At 65.1% G+C, this 16085-nt stretch carries 17 protein-coding genes; 8 read left to right on the top strand and 9 right to left on the bottom strand.

Translation table 11 applies throughout. The annotated features are described in order from the left end of the window. The first annotated feature begins 125 nt into the window (after positions 1-125). Positions 126-656 (top strand): hypothetical protein, encoded by a 531-nt coding sequence (locus ACQPYR_RS24420; RefSeq protein WP_433621281.1) that lies wholly within the window; start codon positions 126-128, stop codon positions 654-656. 113 nt (positions 657-769) lie between these two features. Here ACQPYR_RS24420 and ACQPYR_RS24415 read toward each other — a convergent pair whose 3' ends face one another. Beyond that, a complete protein-coding gene (locus tag ACQPYR_RS24415) occupies positions 770-1744 on the bottom strand; it encodes a helix-turn-helix transcriptional regulator (protein WP_433621280.1) in 975 nt (324 codons plus the stop codon). 247 nt (positions 1745-1991) lie between these two features. Between ACQPYR_RS24415 and ACQPYR_RS24410 the strand changes: the two genes are divergently transcribed. After that, positions 1992-3158 carry an epoxide hydrolase family protein gene (locus tag ACQPYR_RS24410; RefSeq protein WP_433621279.1) on the top strand — a complete coding sequence of 389 codons (1167 nt, stop codon included), beginning with the start codon at positions 1992-1994 and terminating at the stop codon, positions 3156-3158. A gap of 105 nt (positions 3159-3263) precedes the next feature. On the opposite strand, the gene ACQPYR_RS24405 is transcribed toward ACQPYR_RS24410, so the two are convergent. Further along, entirely contained in the window at positions 3264-4448 is a 1185-nt protein-coding gene (locus ACQPYR_RS24405; RefSeq protein WP_433621278.1) for an epoxide hydrolase family protein, read from the bottom strand. Positions 4449-4619: 171 nt separating this feature from the next. On the opposite strand from ACQPYR_RS24405, the gene ACQPYR_RS24400 reads away from it, so the two are divergent. Then, positions 4620-5195, top strand: a complete 576-nt coding sequence (locus ACQPYR_RS24400; protein WP_433621276.1) for a CGNR zinc finger domain-containing protein — start codon at positions 4620-4622, stop codon at positions 5193-5195. A gap of 94 nt (positions 5196-5289) precedes the next feature. After that, positions 5290-5667 carry a PPOX class F420-dependent oxidoreductase gene (locus ACQPYR_RS24395; protein ID WP_433621275.1) on the top strand — a complete coding sequence of 126 codons (378 nt, stop codon included), beginning with the start codon at positions 5290-5292 and terminating at the stop codon, positions 5665-5667. A 1-nt stretch (position 5668) separates the two neighbouring features. Here the strand turns inward: ACQPYR_RS24395 and ACQPYR_RS24390 are convergent, their stop codons facing one another. After that, entirely contained in the window at positions 5669-5932 is a 264-nt protein-coding gene (locus tag ACQPYR_RS24390; RefSeq protein WP_433602950.1) for a helix-turn-helix domain-containing protein, read from the bottom strand. A gap of 37 nt (positions 5933-5969) precedes the next feature. Further along, on the bottom strand, positions 5970-7598 hold the full coding sequence (locus ACQPYR_RS24385; RefSeq protein WP_433621274.1) for a hypothetical protein: 1629 nt from the start codon (positions 7596-7598) through the stop codon (positions 5970-5972). 196 nt (positions 7599-7794) lie between these two features. Here ACQPYR_RS24385 and map point away from each other — a divergent pair, with 196 nt between their 5' ends. Beyond that, positions 7795-8562, top strand: a complete 768-nt coding sequence (gene map, locus ACQPYR_RS24380; RefSeq protein ID WP_433621273.1) for a type I methionyl aminopeptidase — start codon at positions 7795-7797, stop codon at positions 8560-8562. Positions 8563-8568: 6 nt separating this feature from the next. Here map and ACQPYR_RS24375 read toward each other — a convergent pair whose 3' ends face one another. Continuing rightward, positions 8569-9207 carry a glyoxalase gene (locus ACQPYR_RS24375; protein WP_433621272.1) on the bottom strand — a complete coding sequence of 213 codons (639 nt, stop codon included), beginning with the start codon at positions 9205-9207 and terminating at the stop codon, positions 8569-8571. A 200-nt stretch (positions 9208-9407) separates the two neighbouring features. On the opposite strand from ACQPYR_RS24375, the gene ACQPYR_RS24370 reads away from it, so the two are divergent. Next, a complete protein-coding gene (locus ACQPYR_RS24370) occupies positions 9408-9956 on the top strand; it encodes a PadR family transcriptional regulator (protein WP_433621271.1) in 549 nt (182 codons plus the stop codon). 43 nt (positions 9957-9999) lie between these two features. After that, a complete protein-coding gene (locus ACQPYR_RS24365) occupies positions 10000-10383 on the top strand; it encodes a PPOX class F420-dependent oxidoreductase (RefSeq protein ID WP_433621270.1) in 384 nt (127 codons plus the stop codon). Here the strand turns inward: ACQPYR_RS24365 and ACQPYR_RS24360 are convergent, their stop codons facing one another. The 3 genes from ACQPYR_RS24360 to ACQPYR_RS24350 are packed head-to-tail and all read right to left on the bottom strand — an operon-like array spanning position 10384 to position 14547. Further along, a complete protein-coding gene (locus ACQPYR_RS24360) occupies positions 10384-11775 on the bottom strand; it encodes a metallopeptidase TldD-related protein (RefSeq protein ID WP_433635229.1) in 1392 nt (463 codons plus the stop codon). Between the two features lie 8 nt (positions 11776-11783). Then, positions 11784-13313 (bottom strand): TldD/PmbA family protein, encoded by a 1530-nt coding sequence (locus tag ACQPYR_RS24355; RefSeq protein ID WP_433621269.1) that lies wholly within the window; start codon positions 13311-13313, stop codon positions 11784-11786. A 55-nt stretch (positions 13314-13368) separates the two neighbouring features. After that, positions 13369-14547: a sensor histidine kinase gene (locus ACQPYR_RS24350; protein ID WP_433621268.1), complete on the bottom strand. Its 1179-nt coding sequence runs from the start codon at positions 14545-14547 to the stop codon at positions 13369-13371. A 55-nt stretch (positions 14548-14602) separates the two neighbouring features. Between ACQPYR_RS24350 and ACQPYR_RS24345 the strand changes: the two genes are divergently transcribed. Then, on the top strand, positions 14603-15370 hold the full coding sequence (locus tag ACQPYR_RS24345) for a TSUP family transporter (protein WP_433621267.1): 768 nt from the start codon (positions 14603-14605) through the stop codon (positions 15368-15370). Between the two features lie 5 nt (positions 15371-15375). Here ACQPYR_RS24345 and ACQPYR_RS24340 read toward each other — a convergent pair whose 3' ends face one another. After that, positions 15376-16029 (bottom strand): TetR/AcrR family transcriptional regulator, encoded by a 654-nt coding sequence (locus tag ACQPYR_RS24340; RefSeq protein ID WP_433621266.1) that lies wholly within the window; start codon positions 16027-16029, stop codon positions 15376-15378. Positions 16030-16085: the final 56 nt, after the last annotated feature.

Below are 16085 nucleotides of genomic sequence, written 5' to 3'. Positions count from 1 at the left end.
TTGCAACGTAATTCGATTTTCCTGATTTCCGCGACACCGAGTGTGTCGAGGGCGCATGATGATTGATGTCCGATGTCCGTTTCTCGGGAACATCGATCGAATCGGCTGGATGATTGGAAATCATAATGAAGATCAAAAAGTTGGTAGTGACAACGGTTTTGACCGTTGCCGCGACAGGCATCACCGCGGCCACCGCCTACGGCTCGCCCGAAGTATCGTCGGAAACAGTTCTCAACGGCGTTGATCACGGCGTCCAATACACCGCTGCGGTGGCGACGGACCGCTCCGATGCCACCATCACACTGGCGGCGGGCAAATTCGTCCTGACGCCCGATGCGGGCGTTACGGTGCTCGCACCCGACGGCTCCGTGGTCGCCACCGTACCGACCACACTGCAGCCGGTGGCGGGTCAGCAGGTGCAGGTCACGCCCGAAGTCGACGCCACGGCAACGACATTGACGCTGACGCCGGTCAACGCGCCGGCAGCGCAATCGGCCCCGTTGCAGTTCATCGGTGATGCGGGCACCACGGTCGCCGGTGTGTTGATCGGATGCGCCGTCGGTGCGCTGATCGGGCTGCTGTTCTTCGTCGTCGGATTCCTGCCCGGATGCGTCATCGGGGGAATCATCGGCGGTATCGCCGGCGCCAATCAGTAATGAGGTAATTCGAGCTGTTCGAGTAAGTCTCGAACGGGTACTCCCGGCCGGGCATTCCGTCGAATTCGCCCGACCGGGGTTGCCGCTCACCGAAATGCAGGGCACATCGCGTTTCAATTCTCGCCCGCCGCTTTCCGAAAACGTTCGGCGGTTGCTCGGAGATACGTGGCGAGTTCCGGAGCGTCCAGGACTTCGAAATCGACATCGAGCAGGCCGAGATACAACGTCAACGAATGGGGCGTGTCCGAACCGACCTGGATCACACAGTGGTTCGGGCCATCGGGTGCTACCGTCACGGCGGCGGGCAGACGCGTGCGCACGGCGGTAGCCGGGGCCGCTACCCGCACCGTGGCGCGGTAGCGCCACGTCGCGGCGCCGACGCCGCGCTGTATACGTTCGGCCACGTCGGTTTCCGCAACACTGCGCGGGGTGAAGCGCGCACCGTTCGGTGTCCGCGGTGTCATCCGGTCGACCCGGAACGTGCGCCAGTCCGCGCGTCCGATATCCCACGCCACCAGATACCAGCGGCCGTTCCAATGCGCGAGCCGATGCGGTTCCACCTCACGCCGCGTGGGCGATCGTTGCTCGATTGCGTCCGAATGGGTTTCGTAATCGAACCGCAGCCGCTCGCTCGCTCGGATCGCCGCGGCGATGGCGGTCAGCACTCCCGCGTCCACATTCGTCTGACCCGGATGCGGCACGTGCACGGTGGCGGCCGTCAGCGCCTGCACCCGGTGCCGCAGCCGTGATGGCAGCACCTGCTCCAGCTTGGCCAGCGCCCGCACCGAAGTCTCCTCGATCCCGGTCACCGCCCCATTGGCCGCCGTCGCCAACCCCACCGCCACCGCCACGGCCTCCTCGTCATCCAAAAGCAATGGCGGCAGCGAAGATCCGGCTCCCAGTCGATACCCACCCGCAACCCCCGGCGTCGCATCCACCGGATACCCGAGCCTGCGCAACCGCTCGATATCCGTACGAATAGTCCGCGTCGAAACCCCGAGCCGCTCAGCCAACGCGGGCCCGGTCCAATCCCGATGCATCTGCAGCAACGACAACAACCGCAACAACCGCGCCGAAGTCTCCAACATCGGTCGATCATCTCAGGAATTGCGGAAGGAAACCTTCCGTAATCGACCGGGCGCGATGCTGCACCGGTATGCGGCCGTTGCCGAGTCGCGGTACCCTCACCACCGCCGGCACCGAAAACCGCTGATTCCGGATCGGGTCCAGTGCGCTCGCCGGCGATCCGGCTCGACTGCACCGGCGCATTCCATTCCGAATCTGATTCGGAAATGCGGAACAAAGTCTTCCGCAATGGGGTCGAGAGTGGTTCTCATGACGAAAACAGAGCCTATTCGCCCCTTCCGGATCGACATTCCGCAGGTTGAACTCGACGAGTTGCGTGCGCGGCTCGCGAGCGCACGATTGCCGCATTCGGTGCCCGGCACGGAATCCGATTGGGGGCGTGGCATTGCGCCGGGGTACCTGCGGGAGCTGGCCGAGTATTGGCGGGACGGGTTCGATTGGCGGGCGCAGGAAGCAAAGCTCAATGCGTATGACCAGTTCACGACCGAGATCGATGGGCAGACCCTGCATTTCTTCCATGTGCGTTCGCCCGAGCCGGATGCGGTGCCACTGCTGATCACGCACGGGTACCCGAGTTCGGTTGTCGAGTTCCTCGAGCTGATCGGCCCGTTGACCGATCCGAGGGCGCACGGTGGGGATCCGGCGGACGCGTTCCATGTCGTGATTCCGTCGCTGCCGGGTTTCGGGTTCTCCACGCCGCTCGCATCGACCGGATGGGAGTTGGCGCGCACCACCGAGGCTTTCGCCGAGCTCATGTCTCGGCTCGGCTACGAGAAGTTCGTTGCTCAGGGTGGTGATATCGGTGCGGGTGTGACCGGGCGTTTGGCCGCCACTCATCCGGAGCGGGTCATCGCGACGCATGTGAACAGTGACCGGGGCTCACTCGGTCTGGTGGGCGAGCAACTGCCGATGCCCGATGGTTTGACCGAGGACGAACTGGCCGCCATCCAGGCCGCGCAGGCCAGGTGGAATCAGCAGAAGGGCTATCTGGTCCTGCAGTCCACCCAGCCCAATGCCATCGCCGCCGCGCTGACCGATTCGCCGATCGCGCAACTGGCGTGGATCGCGGAGAAGTTCCAGGTCTGGACCGATCCGACCCGCGCAACCGGCGAGGCGGTGGACCGCGACCTGCTGCTGACCAATATCAGCATCTACTGGTTCACGCGCAGTGGCGCTTCGGCCGCGCAATTCCTCTGGGAGACAGCGCATTCCGGCATGGATTGGGTGGCGTCGTCGGGTGTGCCGCAGGGGTGGGCGGTATTCAATACCGATCCGCTGATGCGTCGGCTGATGAATCCGGACGGGTATATCGAGCACTTCAGCGAGTACGCCGAGGGCGGTCATTTCGCTGCGCTGGAGCAGCCGCAACTCCTCGTAAACGATCTCCGTACGTTCTTCCGCGCCTATCGCGGCTGATCAGGTGAAATGGGGCGGAGCGCGCCCCGACCATCAGCGCGGCAAGCAGCTTGTGCGGCGCCGGCCGCGGCGCACTGCCCGTGACGGTCGGGGCGGCGGGGTTCACTAATTGGCGGCCAGCACTGCCGCGAGGCCTGCTTGCAGATCCTTGACGAAATACTCGGGAACCTCCAGCGACGGGAAATGTCCACCGGTTTCGGGCGAGTTCCATCGGACGATCTGTCGGTACCGCTGCTGTGCCCAGGGGCGCGGACACTTCCCGATGTCGCGGGGATACATAGTGATTGCTGACGGGACGTCGACCCGAAGTTCGGGGTCGAGCGAGTTGTGGCTTTCGTAATAGATGCGGGCCGACGATGCGCCGGTGCGCGTCAGCCAATACAGGGTGACGTCGTCGAGGATGCGGTCTCTGGAAATCGTTTCGAACGGGCTGTCTTCGGTATCGCTCCACTCAGCGAACTTGTCGAGGATCCAGGCGAGAAGCCCGACTGGTGAGTCGACGAGCGAGTAGCCGATGGTCTGTGGTCGGGTCGCCTGCTGCTTCGCGTACGCCGCGCGGTGGCGCGTCGCCGATCCGCCCCAGAAATCGCGGGTCTCCTCGGTCCATTTGCGCTCGGCCGCCGTCAGCCCGTCCGTTGTCAACCCGGGCGGTCCCTCCGCGAACAGGGTGTGGATGCCGAGAACGTGCGCGGGGAACCTGCCACCGAGAACGGTGGTGATATTTCCTCCCCAGTCGCCGCCGTGGGCCGCGAACTTGTTGTATCCGAGCCTTCCCATCAGTTCCACCCATGCGGCCGCGATCTTTTCGGTTCCCCACCCGGTGGTGGCCGGCTTGTCGCTGTAACCGAAGCCCGGCAACGACGGGGCCACGACGTGGAACGCCGGCGTGTCTGCATCTTTCGGATCTGCCAGCTCGTCTACGACATCGATGAACTCGGCAATACTGCCTGGCCAGCCGTGCGTCATGAGCAGAGGAGTGGCATCTGCGCGCGCGGATCGGCGGTGTAGGAAGTGGATTCCCAGATCGTCAATGGTCGTGCGGAACTGGCCGATCCGGTTGAGGCGCGCTTCGAACGACCGCCAGTTGTACCCGGTGCGCCAGTAGTTCACGACATCGACGAGGTCGGCGAGAGGAACGCCCTGCTCCCATCGGCGAGGGTCGGGTGCGGCGCGATAGACCGTCTCAGCTTCCGGCAGGCGTGCCGCGGCTAATCGCGCGCGCAGATCGTCGAGGACGGCGTCCGTGGCGTGGGCTTCGAATGCTTGCACGTCGCTGGTTGGACGGTTCATGAGATGCCGCCGCCGAAGTGAGCTGCCGTGGTGACGACGCCGCGATCTATGGCGGGTGCTGCGTCGGTGACGAACCAATGTGTGGGCATGAGACCTCCTGGTCATCGTGGAACCGGCTAAGGCGGTTCTAACATGGTTCTGTGCCGGCTTGCAACCTTCTAAGGTGGTTCCATGCCTGCTCGGTTTCCTGAATTCCGTCTCGGTAACGTGCTAGCAACCAGCTTCACCGCGACTCTGACGGAGCGTCGCGGCGATGCTGTGGAGCGCATTCCCACGCCTCAGCGACTCGTCGACTGGCTGGCAGTGAACGGCCTAGCCGTGGACTCCTGCACCACCGCGCAGCTCGAACTCGCTCGGGAACTGAGGGAATCGATTCACGCCGCCGCGACAGCGGCCGCGATCCAAGACGCTCTCCCCACGTCTGCTGTCCAAGTCATCAATGACTGCAGCGTTCAGGGTCGAGCCGCGGCTATCTTGACGCCCGAGGGCAATCGGCGATGGCGACTCAGCTCGGCTTCCCGCGTAGAAGATGCCCTAGGGGTGATCGCCGCCGACGCGATCAGCATCATCGCAGGCGAACGAGACGGAAAATTGGCCTTGTGCGCATCGCCGACCTGCCGAGCCGCCTTCTTCGACACCAGCCAAAGTCGCACCCGCAAATGGTGTGACATGAACACGTGCGGGAATCGTCAGAAGAAGGCGCGCTTCAATGCCAACCAGCGCAAAAACCCCAGACCAGCAAAGTGATCCCGCAGGCTCGACCCATTACGTCGTCAGGCGTACGCGCGAGTCTGTCCGCATACGGATGTCGTGGTCGGCGCCCCGGCCTACCGTTTCGGGTATGACGTGGAACGAAGTGAGCACGAGCAGTTTCGCCCTGCTGACCACCTACAAGAAGGACGGCACGCCGGTCGGCGCCCCCGTATGGGTGGCTCCGGACGGCGAGCGGATCGTGGTGTGGACCAATCCGAAGACCTGGAAGGTCAAGCGTATTCGCCGCAATCCGGCGGTGACCCTGCAGATATGCGACGGTCGTGGCCGCCCGAAGAACGAGGAGAAGGTCGCGGGCAAGGCCGAGTTGCTCGATGCCGCGGGAACGCAGCGAGTGCGCGATCTCGTCTCGCGCAAATACGGGATCATCGGCACCGTGCTGATCCGTCTGCACAAGCTGTTCAGGGGCGCGGACGGATCCATCGGCATCGCGATTACACCGGCGTAGGTCAGGCCGATTCCGCGAGGCCGGCCGAGCGCCAGGTATCGGCGAGTTCCTGCAGCGGAATGTCCAGGGCAGCCGCCAGCGACACGATCGTGCCGAATGCGGGCGTCGGCAGCCGTCCGGTCTCGATCTTGCGCAGCGTCTCAGGTGAAATTCCGGCGGCCTGGGCGATAAGGGCCGGGTCGCGATCGGCCCGCGCGGCCCGCAGCCGCGCTCCGAGACGGCGACCGGCCTCGACCTGGGCGGGAGTCAGCGGAAGTCGGACCATGTGCCCAGACTATGGGCGGTATTTAAATACCGCAAGCTCAACCGTTGTACTTCACCCGGAACGGTCCGCCGACACTGTTGAACAGCAGATCCCCATTCGGAAAGAACTGGATCAGCGCGTAGGCGCCGTTACCGAGATTGCTCTGCCCGAAGATGGTGCGGTGCACTGTCTTTCCGGAATTCCAGTCCAGACCGGTCACCTCCCAGCCGTCGGTCTTGGTATAGCCGTTGACGAAAACCACACCGGATTTGCTGCTCTCCGTGGGTACCATGCTCGTGGAGACCACATCGGCGCGCGACCACACCGATGACCAGCTGTGGTTGGCCGGATCCCATTGGAACCGCTCGATACCCGACGGTGGCGCGAATACCGGGCCGCCCGCGAGCACATCGATGAGCCGGTCCGGCGCGCCTTGCGGCCGGGCATTGTTGACCACGAATGCGCCGTAGCCGTCCACCACGACCGACTGCTCGCTCTGGATGAATTCGGGCTGCGGATTCAGCCCGGCCGTCACCTGGATCTGGTCGGCGATCCGGTTGGATGTGGTGCCCGGCTTCGGTTGGAAGCCGTCCGGAATCGCGTCGCGCCAGAAAGCGACCAGTTTCATCCGATCGGCGCCGTCGGTGATCACCACGAGCCGGTCGTCATTGCCGTAGCCCATCAGGGTGGGTGTCGAGCCGGTGCCGATGCCGAACTTCACCGCAGGTGGCTGTCGGCCGAAATCGTATGGTGATGCCCATGCGCCGTCGGTGGCGGCGGTCGAGAGTTTGGATCCGGTCCAGACGATCTTGCGCATGATCTTGTCCGAGGCGGCGTAGATCCCGCCCTTGTCGTCCACGGCCATCGCATTCGAGACCACCTCGTCCGCGCCGAAATGGACCTGCTGCGGTTCGCCCTGCAGGCTGCGGTCGATGATCGACAGCCCGCGGGTGCTGAGCACGGCCAATTTGCCGTCATAGGTCATATTCAGGCCGACGATGGACTCGGGTTGACCGCTCAGACCAGGACCGCTGCCGAGCCAGGGTTTGAAGTCGAGGGTGCGCAGAACCCGTACGCCCGCTTCGGGATTGTTCGCATTCGTCAAGCCGAACACGACGATCTGCGCGTTCTGCGTGACGTAGTAGACCCGATTGTCCTTGTCCACCAGGCTGTATACGCCATTGGTGATGCGCGTCCAATCGATGCCCCAGTCGTTGTGCACGGCGGCCTCCACCTGACCCGGGTCGGTGAAGTTCTGGCCGAGCACCTGGTCCAACGCTTGCGACGGTATCGGTTTCACGCCCGGGGCGTCCGCACGCGCGATTTCGTGGAACATGCCGTTGCCGACCTGGACATAGACCACGCCCTGGGTAGAGGAGACCCACATGTGGTCCGGATCGGTGGCGGCGAGCGTCATGATATTGACCGGTCCCGAGGTGATGCGCTGCTGCTGCTTCGGGTCGATATGGAATTCGCCCTGCGGCGTTTGGTACGGGAAGGTGTCGGACTGGCCGGGATCGATATGGGTGAGCCCATAGGTCGCGGCGGCGAGGTAGGGATTGCGGGCGGGGCCTGCGGCGGTGCCCGACTGGTTTTCCTTCTTCGCCGAACCGCCGCCGCAGGCGGGGATTGCCAGGGCCACGGCCAGCGCGACGGCGACGACGAGTGCCTTGTGGCGCGGGCGCATCGCTTGCTCCTCTACGTTCGCTATCGGGAGTCGATCGGGCGGAACGCATGCCGCTCGGAGCGGCGAACAACCAAACAAACCAGTGCTCTTTCGCGTTCGCGAACATAACACATCGCCTGGTCACGCGGGGTGATTGGTATTTTTATACCGATCGAAGCTATGCTCGGTATAAAAATACCAAGGTGGAGGTTCGGGCATGGTGGAGTTGAAGTCGCCGGGAGAGATCGAACGCATGCGGGTGGCTGGGCGCTTCGTCGCTGAGATCCTGGCGGAACTGCGTGCGCTGGCCCGGGTGGGAGTGAATCTGCTGGAGCTGGAACAGCATGTGCGGCAGCGGATTCAGGAGCGCGGCGCGGTGTCGTGCTACTGGGACTATGCACCGTCGTTCGGGCGTGGACCATTTCGGAATACGATCTGCCTCTCGGTGAATGATGCTGTCCTGCACGGACTTCCGTTCGACTATGCGCTGCGCGACGGGGATGTCCTCAGTATGGATCTGGCGCTGGGCATCAATGGGTGGGTCGCCGATTCGGCCACCAGCATGATCGTCGGCACCGCCGATGCGGAGGATCTGCGGCTGATCAAGGCCACCGAGGATGCGTTGGCGGCTGCCGTCGCGGTTGCGTTGCCAGGCAACCGGATCGGCGACATCTCTGCCGCCATCGCGGCTGTCGCGCGGGCGAATGGCTACCCGGTGAATACCGAATTCGGCGGGCACGGACTGGGACGGACGATGCACGAGGATCCACATGTGCCGAATATGGGACGCGCCGGTCGCGGGTATCCGCTGCGACCCGGTTTGACCATCGCGATCGAGCCGTGGTTCGCGCGCACGACCGACCGGATCTACACCGATCCGGATGGTTGGACGATCCGCTCGGCGGATGGCTCGCGGACCGCGCACTCCGAACACACGGTCGCGATCACCGCGGACGGACCGCGGGTTTTGACCGCCGCCGCATAACCCGTCTCAATCCGTTTCGGTGAGCCAATCCGCGAGATCGGTGGCGGCGCGTAACTCGGCCGCGACGCTCGCGCGCTCGGCTTTCGAAAGCGATATGCCCCTGAGTTCAACGCGTACCTTCTCGGCCCGCTCGGAATCGCCGGTGGCGACGGCCAATTCGGCCAGTGCCGCAAGTGCCCGAGCCTTGTCGGCGGCCGATGCTTGCGCGCCGTAGCGACGGAGACCGACATCGAGCACCCGGACCGCGGTCGCATCGTCATTCTTGAAATCGCGCAGGATGCGGACATTGTCCAAAACTCGTGCCAGGCCGTCGAGTTCGCGGGAGCCGCCGTAGTCGACATCCTCGGGCTCGTCGCGCTGGATGTAGATGATGGTATTGCCGACCGGGTCGACCACGCTGAATCTGCTCTGGCCGGGGCGGAACCGGGTGATGCGTGGACAACCTTTCGCGGGCACCTTCCCATAGCGCTTGCGCAGCGCGGCGGTAAATGCGCCGTGTCGCTCGGCGACGTCGTCGAGCATGATCAGGCAGCCGACCTGTTCGGTGGGCAGTTCGATGCCCGGCGGTGCGGCGGCGAAATGGACCGCACAGCCGTTGGCCTCGATCGCGCCGTAGGGGTATGGCCTGGTCTGCTCGTGGGTCACCGTGTAGCCCAGCGCCCAGCGCTCGGTAGAAGTCGAGGGTGTCCTTCAGATCGCCGCTCCACAACACCGGAACCGCCGTATCGCCTGTCATCGCTCTGCCTCGCTAGCGGTAATCAATTTTGACTACCCGAGGTTAGGGCGGTGAAATGTCGGAAGTCAAATTTGAGTAGTATGGCCGTTTCGGGAGAAGGGAAGTCCGAATGTCGGCTGTGCGCCTACTCGTCCTCGGCGTGATGCGGTTGCGTCAGCCCACCTACGGCTATGCCGTGCGTCGCGAACTGCTGTCCTGGCGTGCCGAAACCTGGACCAGTGTGAAGCCGGGGTCGATTTATCACGCGCTGAAACAGCTCACGCAGGAAGGGAAATTGAGTGCGTTCGGCACCCAGGGCAGTACCGAGGGGCCGGGGCGGACCCTGTTCGAACTGACCGAGGCGGGGGAGGCCGAGTTCCGCAAGCTCATGGACGAGGCGCTGGTCAGCGTCGATATGGAAGTGCTGGGCGCGGGTATCGCGTTCATGGATGCCTTGCCGCGCGCGCACGTCATCGAGAAGTTGCGCGAACAACGCCGCAATGCCGCGGCGGTTCGCGATGATCTGATCGCCATGATCCCGACCTTCCCCGGCCGGTACGAACCACCGCATGCGACCGATCTGCTCGAGCTGTGGAGCGGCGTGTTCGACAACCTGTCGAACTGGACCGGCGGCGTTCTCGAGCGCCTGGAGGCCGGTGAATACCGGATGCCGGACTGATGGCAGGGGCGCCCGCCGGTCCGATCGCGGATAGGCTGCCCACATGACGAACACGCTGGGTGCGATCGGCAAGGCCGACTATGTGCTGCTGACGACCTTCCGCAAGGACGGCACACCGGTCGGCACCGCCGTATGGGCCGCCGAGGACGACGGCAAGTTGTATGTGTGGACCGAAACCAACAGTTGGAAGGTCAAGCGGCTGCGCAAAAATCCCGCCGTCACCCTCCAACCGTGCAACCCGTCGGGCAAGCCGCGCGGTGAGGTCATCGAAGGCACCGGCCGGGTGCTCGATGCCGCCGACACCGAACGGGTACGCAAGCTGATCAAGAAGAAGTACTGGCTCCTCGGCCCGATTCTGGTCACCGCGAGCAGTATTCGCCGCGGCAAGTCCGGCACCATCGGCCTCGAGATCACCCCGGCCGCATAGTCAGGTCGCCTGGCTCACCGAGGACATGTGGAAGTCCGGGATGCGCAAGGGCGGCATGGCGGTTCGGGTGAACCAGTCCTTCCATTCCCGGGGGAGGGTGGTCTCGGTGGCGCCGGCCTCGGTGGTGCGGCGCAGCAGGTCGATGGGGCTTTCGTTGAAGCGGAAGTTGTTGACCGCCGCGGTGACTTCGCCGTTTTCGACCAGGTAGACGCCGTCGCGGGTGAGACCGGTGAGCAGCAAGGTCGCGGGATCGACCTCGCGGATGTACCAGAGCGTGGTCAGCAGCAGGCCGCGCTCGGTATTCGCGATCATCGCGTCGATACTCGCGCCCGAGCCGCCGGTCAGCAGTAGGTTATCGCCGGGAACCGTGGTGGGAGCGTCGAATTCGGCGGCGGTGGCACGCGGGTAGACCAGCGATTCGATGACCCCGTCACGCAGCCAGTCCACGCGCCGGGCCGCAAGACCATTGTCGAAGACCGACAGCGATTCCGAGGACGACGAAGTCACCACGAACGGACGATATTCGAGTCCGCCCGCGCTCGGATCGGAGTAGAGCGTCAATGGAATGTCGCTGAGCCGCTCACCGATTCGAGTGCCGCCCGCCTTTGCGAAGGCGCTGTGTCCTTCGTGCGCGCCCCGGCCCTCCATGGACCAGGCCAGGTAGATCATCAGGTCCGCGACCGCCGAGGGCGGCAGCAGGGTTTCGTAGCGACCCGCGGGCAGCTCGACCCGGCGTTTGGACCAATCCAGCCGCCGCGACAATTCGGTGAACAGTCCGGGTACGTCGACATCGGCGAAGTCCGCGCTGCCGACACCGACCCACGCGCTCGCGAGATCCGCACCCTCGCCGCGCTTTCCGTTGATCTCCACCGAACCGGTGGGCTGCACGAAGCGGCGGCGAATACCGGTGGAGGTGCCGAGCCATGTCGTATGCATCTGGTGGTAGGCGAAACCATAGAGCCGATCGGCGCCGTCGAATCCGCCCGCCAAGTCGCGTGCGAGGTCGGTAAAGACTTCGATCCCAGTGCTGCCCGGTGCGGACGCCCACTCACTCCCGGCGTCGGGCAGACCATCCGAATCCGGAGTCAGCAGCGGCATCGCATCCTTCGCAGGTTCGGCGGTGCGGGCCGCCGCCTCGCTGGCGCGGACCACCTGCTCGAGCTCGGCCGGGTCGACGCTGGTGGAGCTGATGCTGCCGACGCGGGCGGAGTTCGGGCCGTCGCGGAAGATCGAAATGACCGCCCAGTCCCGGGAAATCGAGGAACCATTGGTGGTCATCGAGTTGCCCGCCCAGCGCAGCGACGCCTCGTGCGCATCGGTGACGATGACCATCGCCTCGTCCGCATGCGAGAGCGCCAGCGCCTGCTCGACGACCGCGCCAGCGGGCATCATCACCTCGATCACTGACCTGCCTCCGTCCGGGTGTTGAGAATGTTGATGCCGCGCACCAGGATCGACGGGCAGCCGTGGCTGACCGCGGCAACCTGGCCGGGTTGCGCCTTACCACAGTTGAACGCGCCGCCGAGGCGCCAAGTGGACGGCCCGCCGACCGCCTCCATCGCACCCCAGAAGTCGGTGGTGGTGGCCTGATAGGCGACATCGCGCAGCTGGCCGTCGAGCTTGCCGTCGCGAATGCGGAAGAACCGCTGGCCGGTGAACTGGAAGTTGTAGCGCTGCATATCGATCGACCACGACTTGTCGCCGACGATATAGATGCCGTTCTCGACCCGGGAGATGAGTTCGGCGGTAGTGGTGTCGTTTTCGGGATCCGGTTGCAGCGAGACATTGGCCATGCGCTGGATCGGCACATGGTGCGGTGAGTCCGCGTAGGAGCAGCCGTTGGAGCGTTCCAGGCCCAGGCGCGGGGCGAAGACACGGTCGAGTTGATAGCCGACCAGAACGCCGTCGCGCACCAGATCCCAGCGCTGTCCGGCGACGCCCTCGTCGTCATAGCCGACCGAGGCCAGACCGTGCACCTCGGTGCGGTCACCGGTGACGTGCATGATCGGCGTTCCGTACTTCAGCGTGCCGAGCTTGTCAGGGGTTGCGAACGAGGTACCCGCATAGGCGGATTCGTAGCCGATGGCGCGGTCGTATTCGGTGGCGTGGCCGATGGATTCGTGGATGGTCAGCCACAGATTGGTCGGGTCGATCACCAGGTCGGTGGGTCCCGCGTCGACGCTGGGCGCCTTCACCTTCTCGGCCAGCCATCCCGGGATCCGCGCGAGTTCCTCGCTCCAGTCCCAGATTCCGTCCGCACCGGTGACGTACTCCCACCCGCGTCCGGCCGGTGCGGCGAGGGTACGCATGGTCTCGAAGACGCCCGCCGCCGTGTCCACGGTGATCGCCTCCAACTGCGGGTGCAGGCGCACGCGCTGCTGAGTGATCGCGGAGCCTGCGGTATCGGCGTAGAAGGTCTGCTCCTTGACCTGCAGCACCGAGGCGGTGACGTGATCGACGCCGTCGGCGGCGGACAGGCGGCCCGAATAATCCTGCAGCACAGCGACCTTGTCGGCGGTCGGCACCGTGAACGGGTCCAGGTCGTAGGCCGAAACCCAGTGCGCATTGTCGTATCGCGGCTCGTCGGCGAGTTCGACGCGCTCACGATTGAGCGCGCGCAGGGTCGTCGCCACCGTGACCGCCCGCCGCGCCACCTCGGCCGCGGTCTCGGGAGTGAGCGCGGCATGCGAGGCGAAACCCCAGGTGCCGTCGACGATCACGCGCACGGCGAAGCCGAGGTCGGTGGCATTGCTGATCGCCTCGACCCGGCCGTCGCGCAGCCGGATCGACTGGGTGACCAGCCGATGCACGCGCAAATCGGCATGCTGCGCGCCCGCCGTCCGCGCCGCGGACAGTGCGGCGTCGGCGAGCGTGTGCAGTGGTAACGCAAGGAACTCGGCGTCCACATCTTTGGAAGTCGCGATGCTCACCCGCTCCAACCTACAGCGTCTCGCTCAACGTGTTCTGCACTGGAATGCCACTCGGCTAACCATTTTCGTTGCCGCGCACCAGTGGGATGGTCGCGTATACCCGCCAGGCGCCATCGGAGGTGCGGCCCGCTTCCAGCGTGCCGCTGAGTACGGCGATGCGTTCGCGCATGCCGACCAGTCCCATACCGCCGCCGACGATCGGACTCGCGGCCTGCTCCTGCACCGGAACTCCGCCGGTATCGGTGACTTCGATGACCACATCGGTTTCGCGGCGCTGCACCCGCACCCATGCCTTGGGATGCGAACCCGCGTGCCGCAGCGTGTTGGTCAGTGACTCGGCCACGATGCGGTGCATGCCGAGACTCACCTCGGGAGCGATATCGTCGAGTTCACCGGTCATTTCGAGTTCGACCGCGAGTCCGGTATCGCGCATCATCTCGACCACCTTCGCCAGACCCGCGGTTCCGTGCTGCGGCAACTGATCCGGGGCGTGCTCGATACGCAGCAGCGCCACGGTTCGGCGCAATTCCCGCAGGGCCTCGCGGCCGGTGCTCGCGATCGTGGTCAATGCACGCTCGGCCGCGTCCGGATCGCGCCGCAGCGCGTACTTCGCGCCGTCGGCCTGCACGATGATCACGCTCACCGCGTGGGCGACGACGTCGTGTAATTCGCGGGCGATGCGGGTGCGTTCGGCGGACACGGCATCGTGCGCGCGACGTTCCCGGTCGTAGTCGGCGACCGCGAGCCGCGCCGCCACCTCTTGGTCGTAGGCGTGACGCGCGCCGATGAACTCGGCCAGTGTCCAGCACAGCGCATAGAACATCGCGGTGAAGATCAGATCCGAACCGGCCGGCTTGTGCAGCAACAGAAATGAGCTGGTGCAGTCGGCGATAAGGCCGAGCGCGTACCAGACTCCTTCCTTGCGACCGACATACGCGACCAGCGTGTACAACATGATGCCGAGCCCGAACAGCGCGATATGGTCGGCCTTGTCCTCGGACGCGTAGCTCACCAGCGTCGAGGCGATCGAGAGTCCGAGCATCGCGGCCGCCATCGCCCGCGGATAGAGCCGGCGAAACGCGACCGGTACCGGCAACAACACTCCGATTCCCAGGTATGCCAGCTTGCTGTCGGAATTGCCGACCCCGAGAATCTCGAGCAGCAGCAGGGCGGCGGCCAGCATCGAATCCGAGATGAGGGGCTTGCCGCGAAGCCACAGACTGAACCGGCGCACGAATATCAGCCTAGGTGCGGACGGCCCCGATCCAACCATCTGGTTGGCTGGCCGGGTGGATTTTGCAGACTGGGCGGCCTTGTTGACAGCCGCGACCGCCGCGGGCTGGGTGGATGCGGTGGTCGGCGGCGGCGGATTGATCATCCTGCCGACGCTGTTCCTCGTCGCACCAGGCATCACGCCACAAACCGCACTCGGCACCAACAAGCTCGCCGCGGTCGCGGGCACCAGCGCATCGGTGATGACATTCGCGCGCAAAGTTCCCATACAGTGGCGCACGCTGCTGCCCGCGGCGGCGATCGCGGCGGTCGCCGCGGCGACCGGTGCGGCGGCGGTGTCGCTGATCGATCGCGACCTGTTCATCCCGATCGTGATGGTCGTGCTGGTCGGCGTCGCCGTCTTCGTCACGCTGCGCCCATCGATCGGCATCACCCTGGCCACGCACCCGCCGACCCGGCGCAAGTTCGTGCTCGTGATCGCCCTGGCTGCCGGATTGATCGGCTTCTACGACGGACTGCTCGGCCCCGGCACGGGCACCTTCCTGATCATCACCTTCGCCACCCTGCTCGGCACCGAATTCGTGCGCGCGGCCGCGATGGCGAAGGTGATCAACTGCGGGTCCAATTTCGGTGCGCTGCTCTACTTCGGTGTCACCGGCCACATCATGTTCGCGCTGGGCGCGGCCATGGCGGTCGGCAATGTGGCGGGCGCGATCATCGGCTCGCACATGGCATTACGCAAGGGCGCGGAGTTCGTACGCGTCGTACTGCTGGTCGTCGTCATCGGCATGGTGATCCGTTTGGGCTGGCAGCAATTCGGCTGAGGCGATCAGTGCACGGGTCCGACATGCATCTTGGAATTCGAGGCGAGCCAGGGCTGCAGCACCCGTGAGGTCGTTTCGTGGATCTGGCGATGCAACCGCTCGCCGTCCACGCCCGCCACCGGACTCTGGAACAGCACCGTCAACGCACCGGAAACCGCGCCGACCACGGCACCGACCAGCGCGGCGGCGCCGACATCGTCCAATTCGGCGGGAAATGCCATATGTAACTGTCGCGCGATCTCGCGCTGCGCGACCAACTGCGCATGCGCGGCCCGCCCGCTCACCGCGGGCACGGTGCGCGAAACCTGTGCGCGCAGTGCGGCAACGCGCGCACTCAGATCATCGACGAGGTGTTCGCCCGGATTATCGCCCGCCGCTCGCAACGCGCGCAGCAGCACTTCCACGGGCCGCTCGCCGGGCCGACGGCTCGCGATGGCAGCCACCGCGGCGCGCACCCGCTCGTCCTGTTCCGGGAAGAGCAACTCTTCCTTGCTGGCAAAGTAGTTGAAGAAGGTCCGGGTGCCGACCTCGGCCGCGGCGGCGATATCGGCCACCGTGGTTTCCTCATAGCCTCTGTTCTCGAAAAGCTCGACGGCTGCCTCGAGGAGGGCACGGCGGGTACGTTCTCGTTTGCGATCGCGGAGGGCGGATGGCGGCACGCGGGCACAGTACGGCATAACCCGACTTGGGTACGGTAACCACGACTTTCGCGCGC

This window comes from Nocardia sp. CA-120079 (assembly GCF_050955745.1).
Classification (GTDB): Bacteria; Actinomycetota; Actinomycetes; order Mycobacteriales; family Mycobacteriaceae; genus Nocardia.
This window is presented reverse-complemented; position numbering and strand designations above follow the sequence as displayed.

What these genes read in the sequence shown, in the direction of transcription:
- ACQPYR_RS24420 (WP_433621281.1), top strand. Translation starts at nt 126, where the DNA reads ATGAAGATCAAAAAGTTGGTAGTGACAACGGTTTTGACCGTTGCCGCG.
- ACQPYR_RS24370 (WP_433621271.1), top strand. Translation starts at nt 9,408, where the DNA reads ATGTCGGCTGTGCGCCTACTCGTCCTCGGCGTGATGCGGTTGCGTCAG.
- ACQPYR_RS24395 (WP_433621275.1), top strand. Translation starts at nt 5,290, where the DNA reads ATGACGTGGAACGAAGTGAGCACGAGCAGTTTCGCCCTGCTGACCACC.
- map (WP_433621273.1), top strand. Translation starts at nt 7,795, where the DNA reads ATGGTGGAGTTGAAGTCGCCGGGAGAGATCGAACGCATGCGGGTGGCT.
- ACQPYR_RS24385 (WP_433621274.1), bottom strand. Translation starts at nt 7,598, where the DNA reads ATGCGCCCGCGCCACAAGGCACTCGTCGTCGCCGTCGCGCTGGCCGTG.
- ACQPYR_RS24405 (WP_433621278.1), bottom strand. Translation starts at nt 4,448, where the DNA reads ATGAACCGTCCAACCAGCGACGTGCAAGCATTCGAAGCCCACGCCACG.
- ACQPYR_RS24360 (WP_433635229.1), bottom strand. Translation starts at nt 11,775, where the DNA reads ATGATGCCCGCTGGCGCGGTCGTCGAGCAGGCGCTGGCGCTCTCGCAT.
- ACQPYR_RS24390 (WP_433602950.1), bottom strand. Translation starts at nt 5,932, where the DNA reads ATGGTCCGACTTCCGCTGACTCCCGCCCAGGTCGAGGCCGGTCGCCGT.
- ACQPYR_RS24400 (WP_433621276.1), top strand. Translation starts at nt 4,620, where the DNA reads ATGCCTGCTCGGTTTCCTGAATTCCGTCTCGGTAACGTGCTAGCAACC.
- ACQPYR_RS24365 (WP_433621270.1), top strand. Translation starts at nt 10,000, where the DNA reads ATGACGAACACGCTGGGTGCGATCGGCAAGGCCGACTATGTGCTGCTG.
- ACQPYR_RS24415 (WP_433621280.1), bottom strand. Translation starts at nt 1,744, where the DNA reads ATGTTGGAGACTTCGGCGCGGTTGTTGCGGTTGTTGTCGTTGCTGCAG.
- ACQPYR_RS24410 (WP_433621279.1), top strand. Translation starts at nt 1,992, where the DNA reads ATGACGAAAACAGAGCCTATTCGCCCCTTCCGGATCGACATTCCGCAG.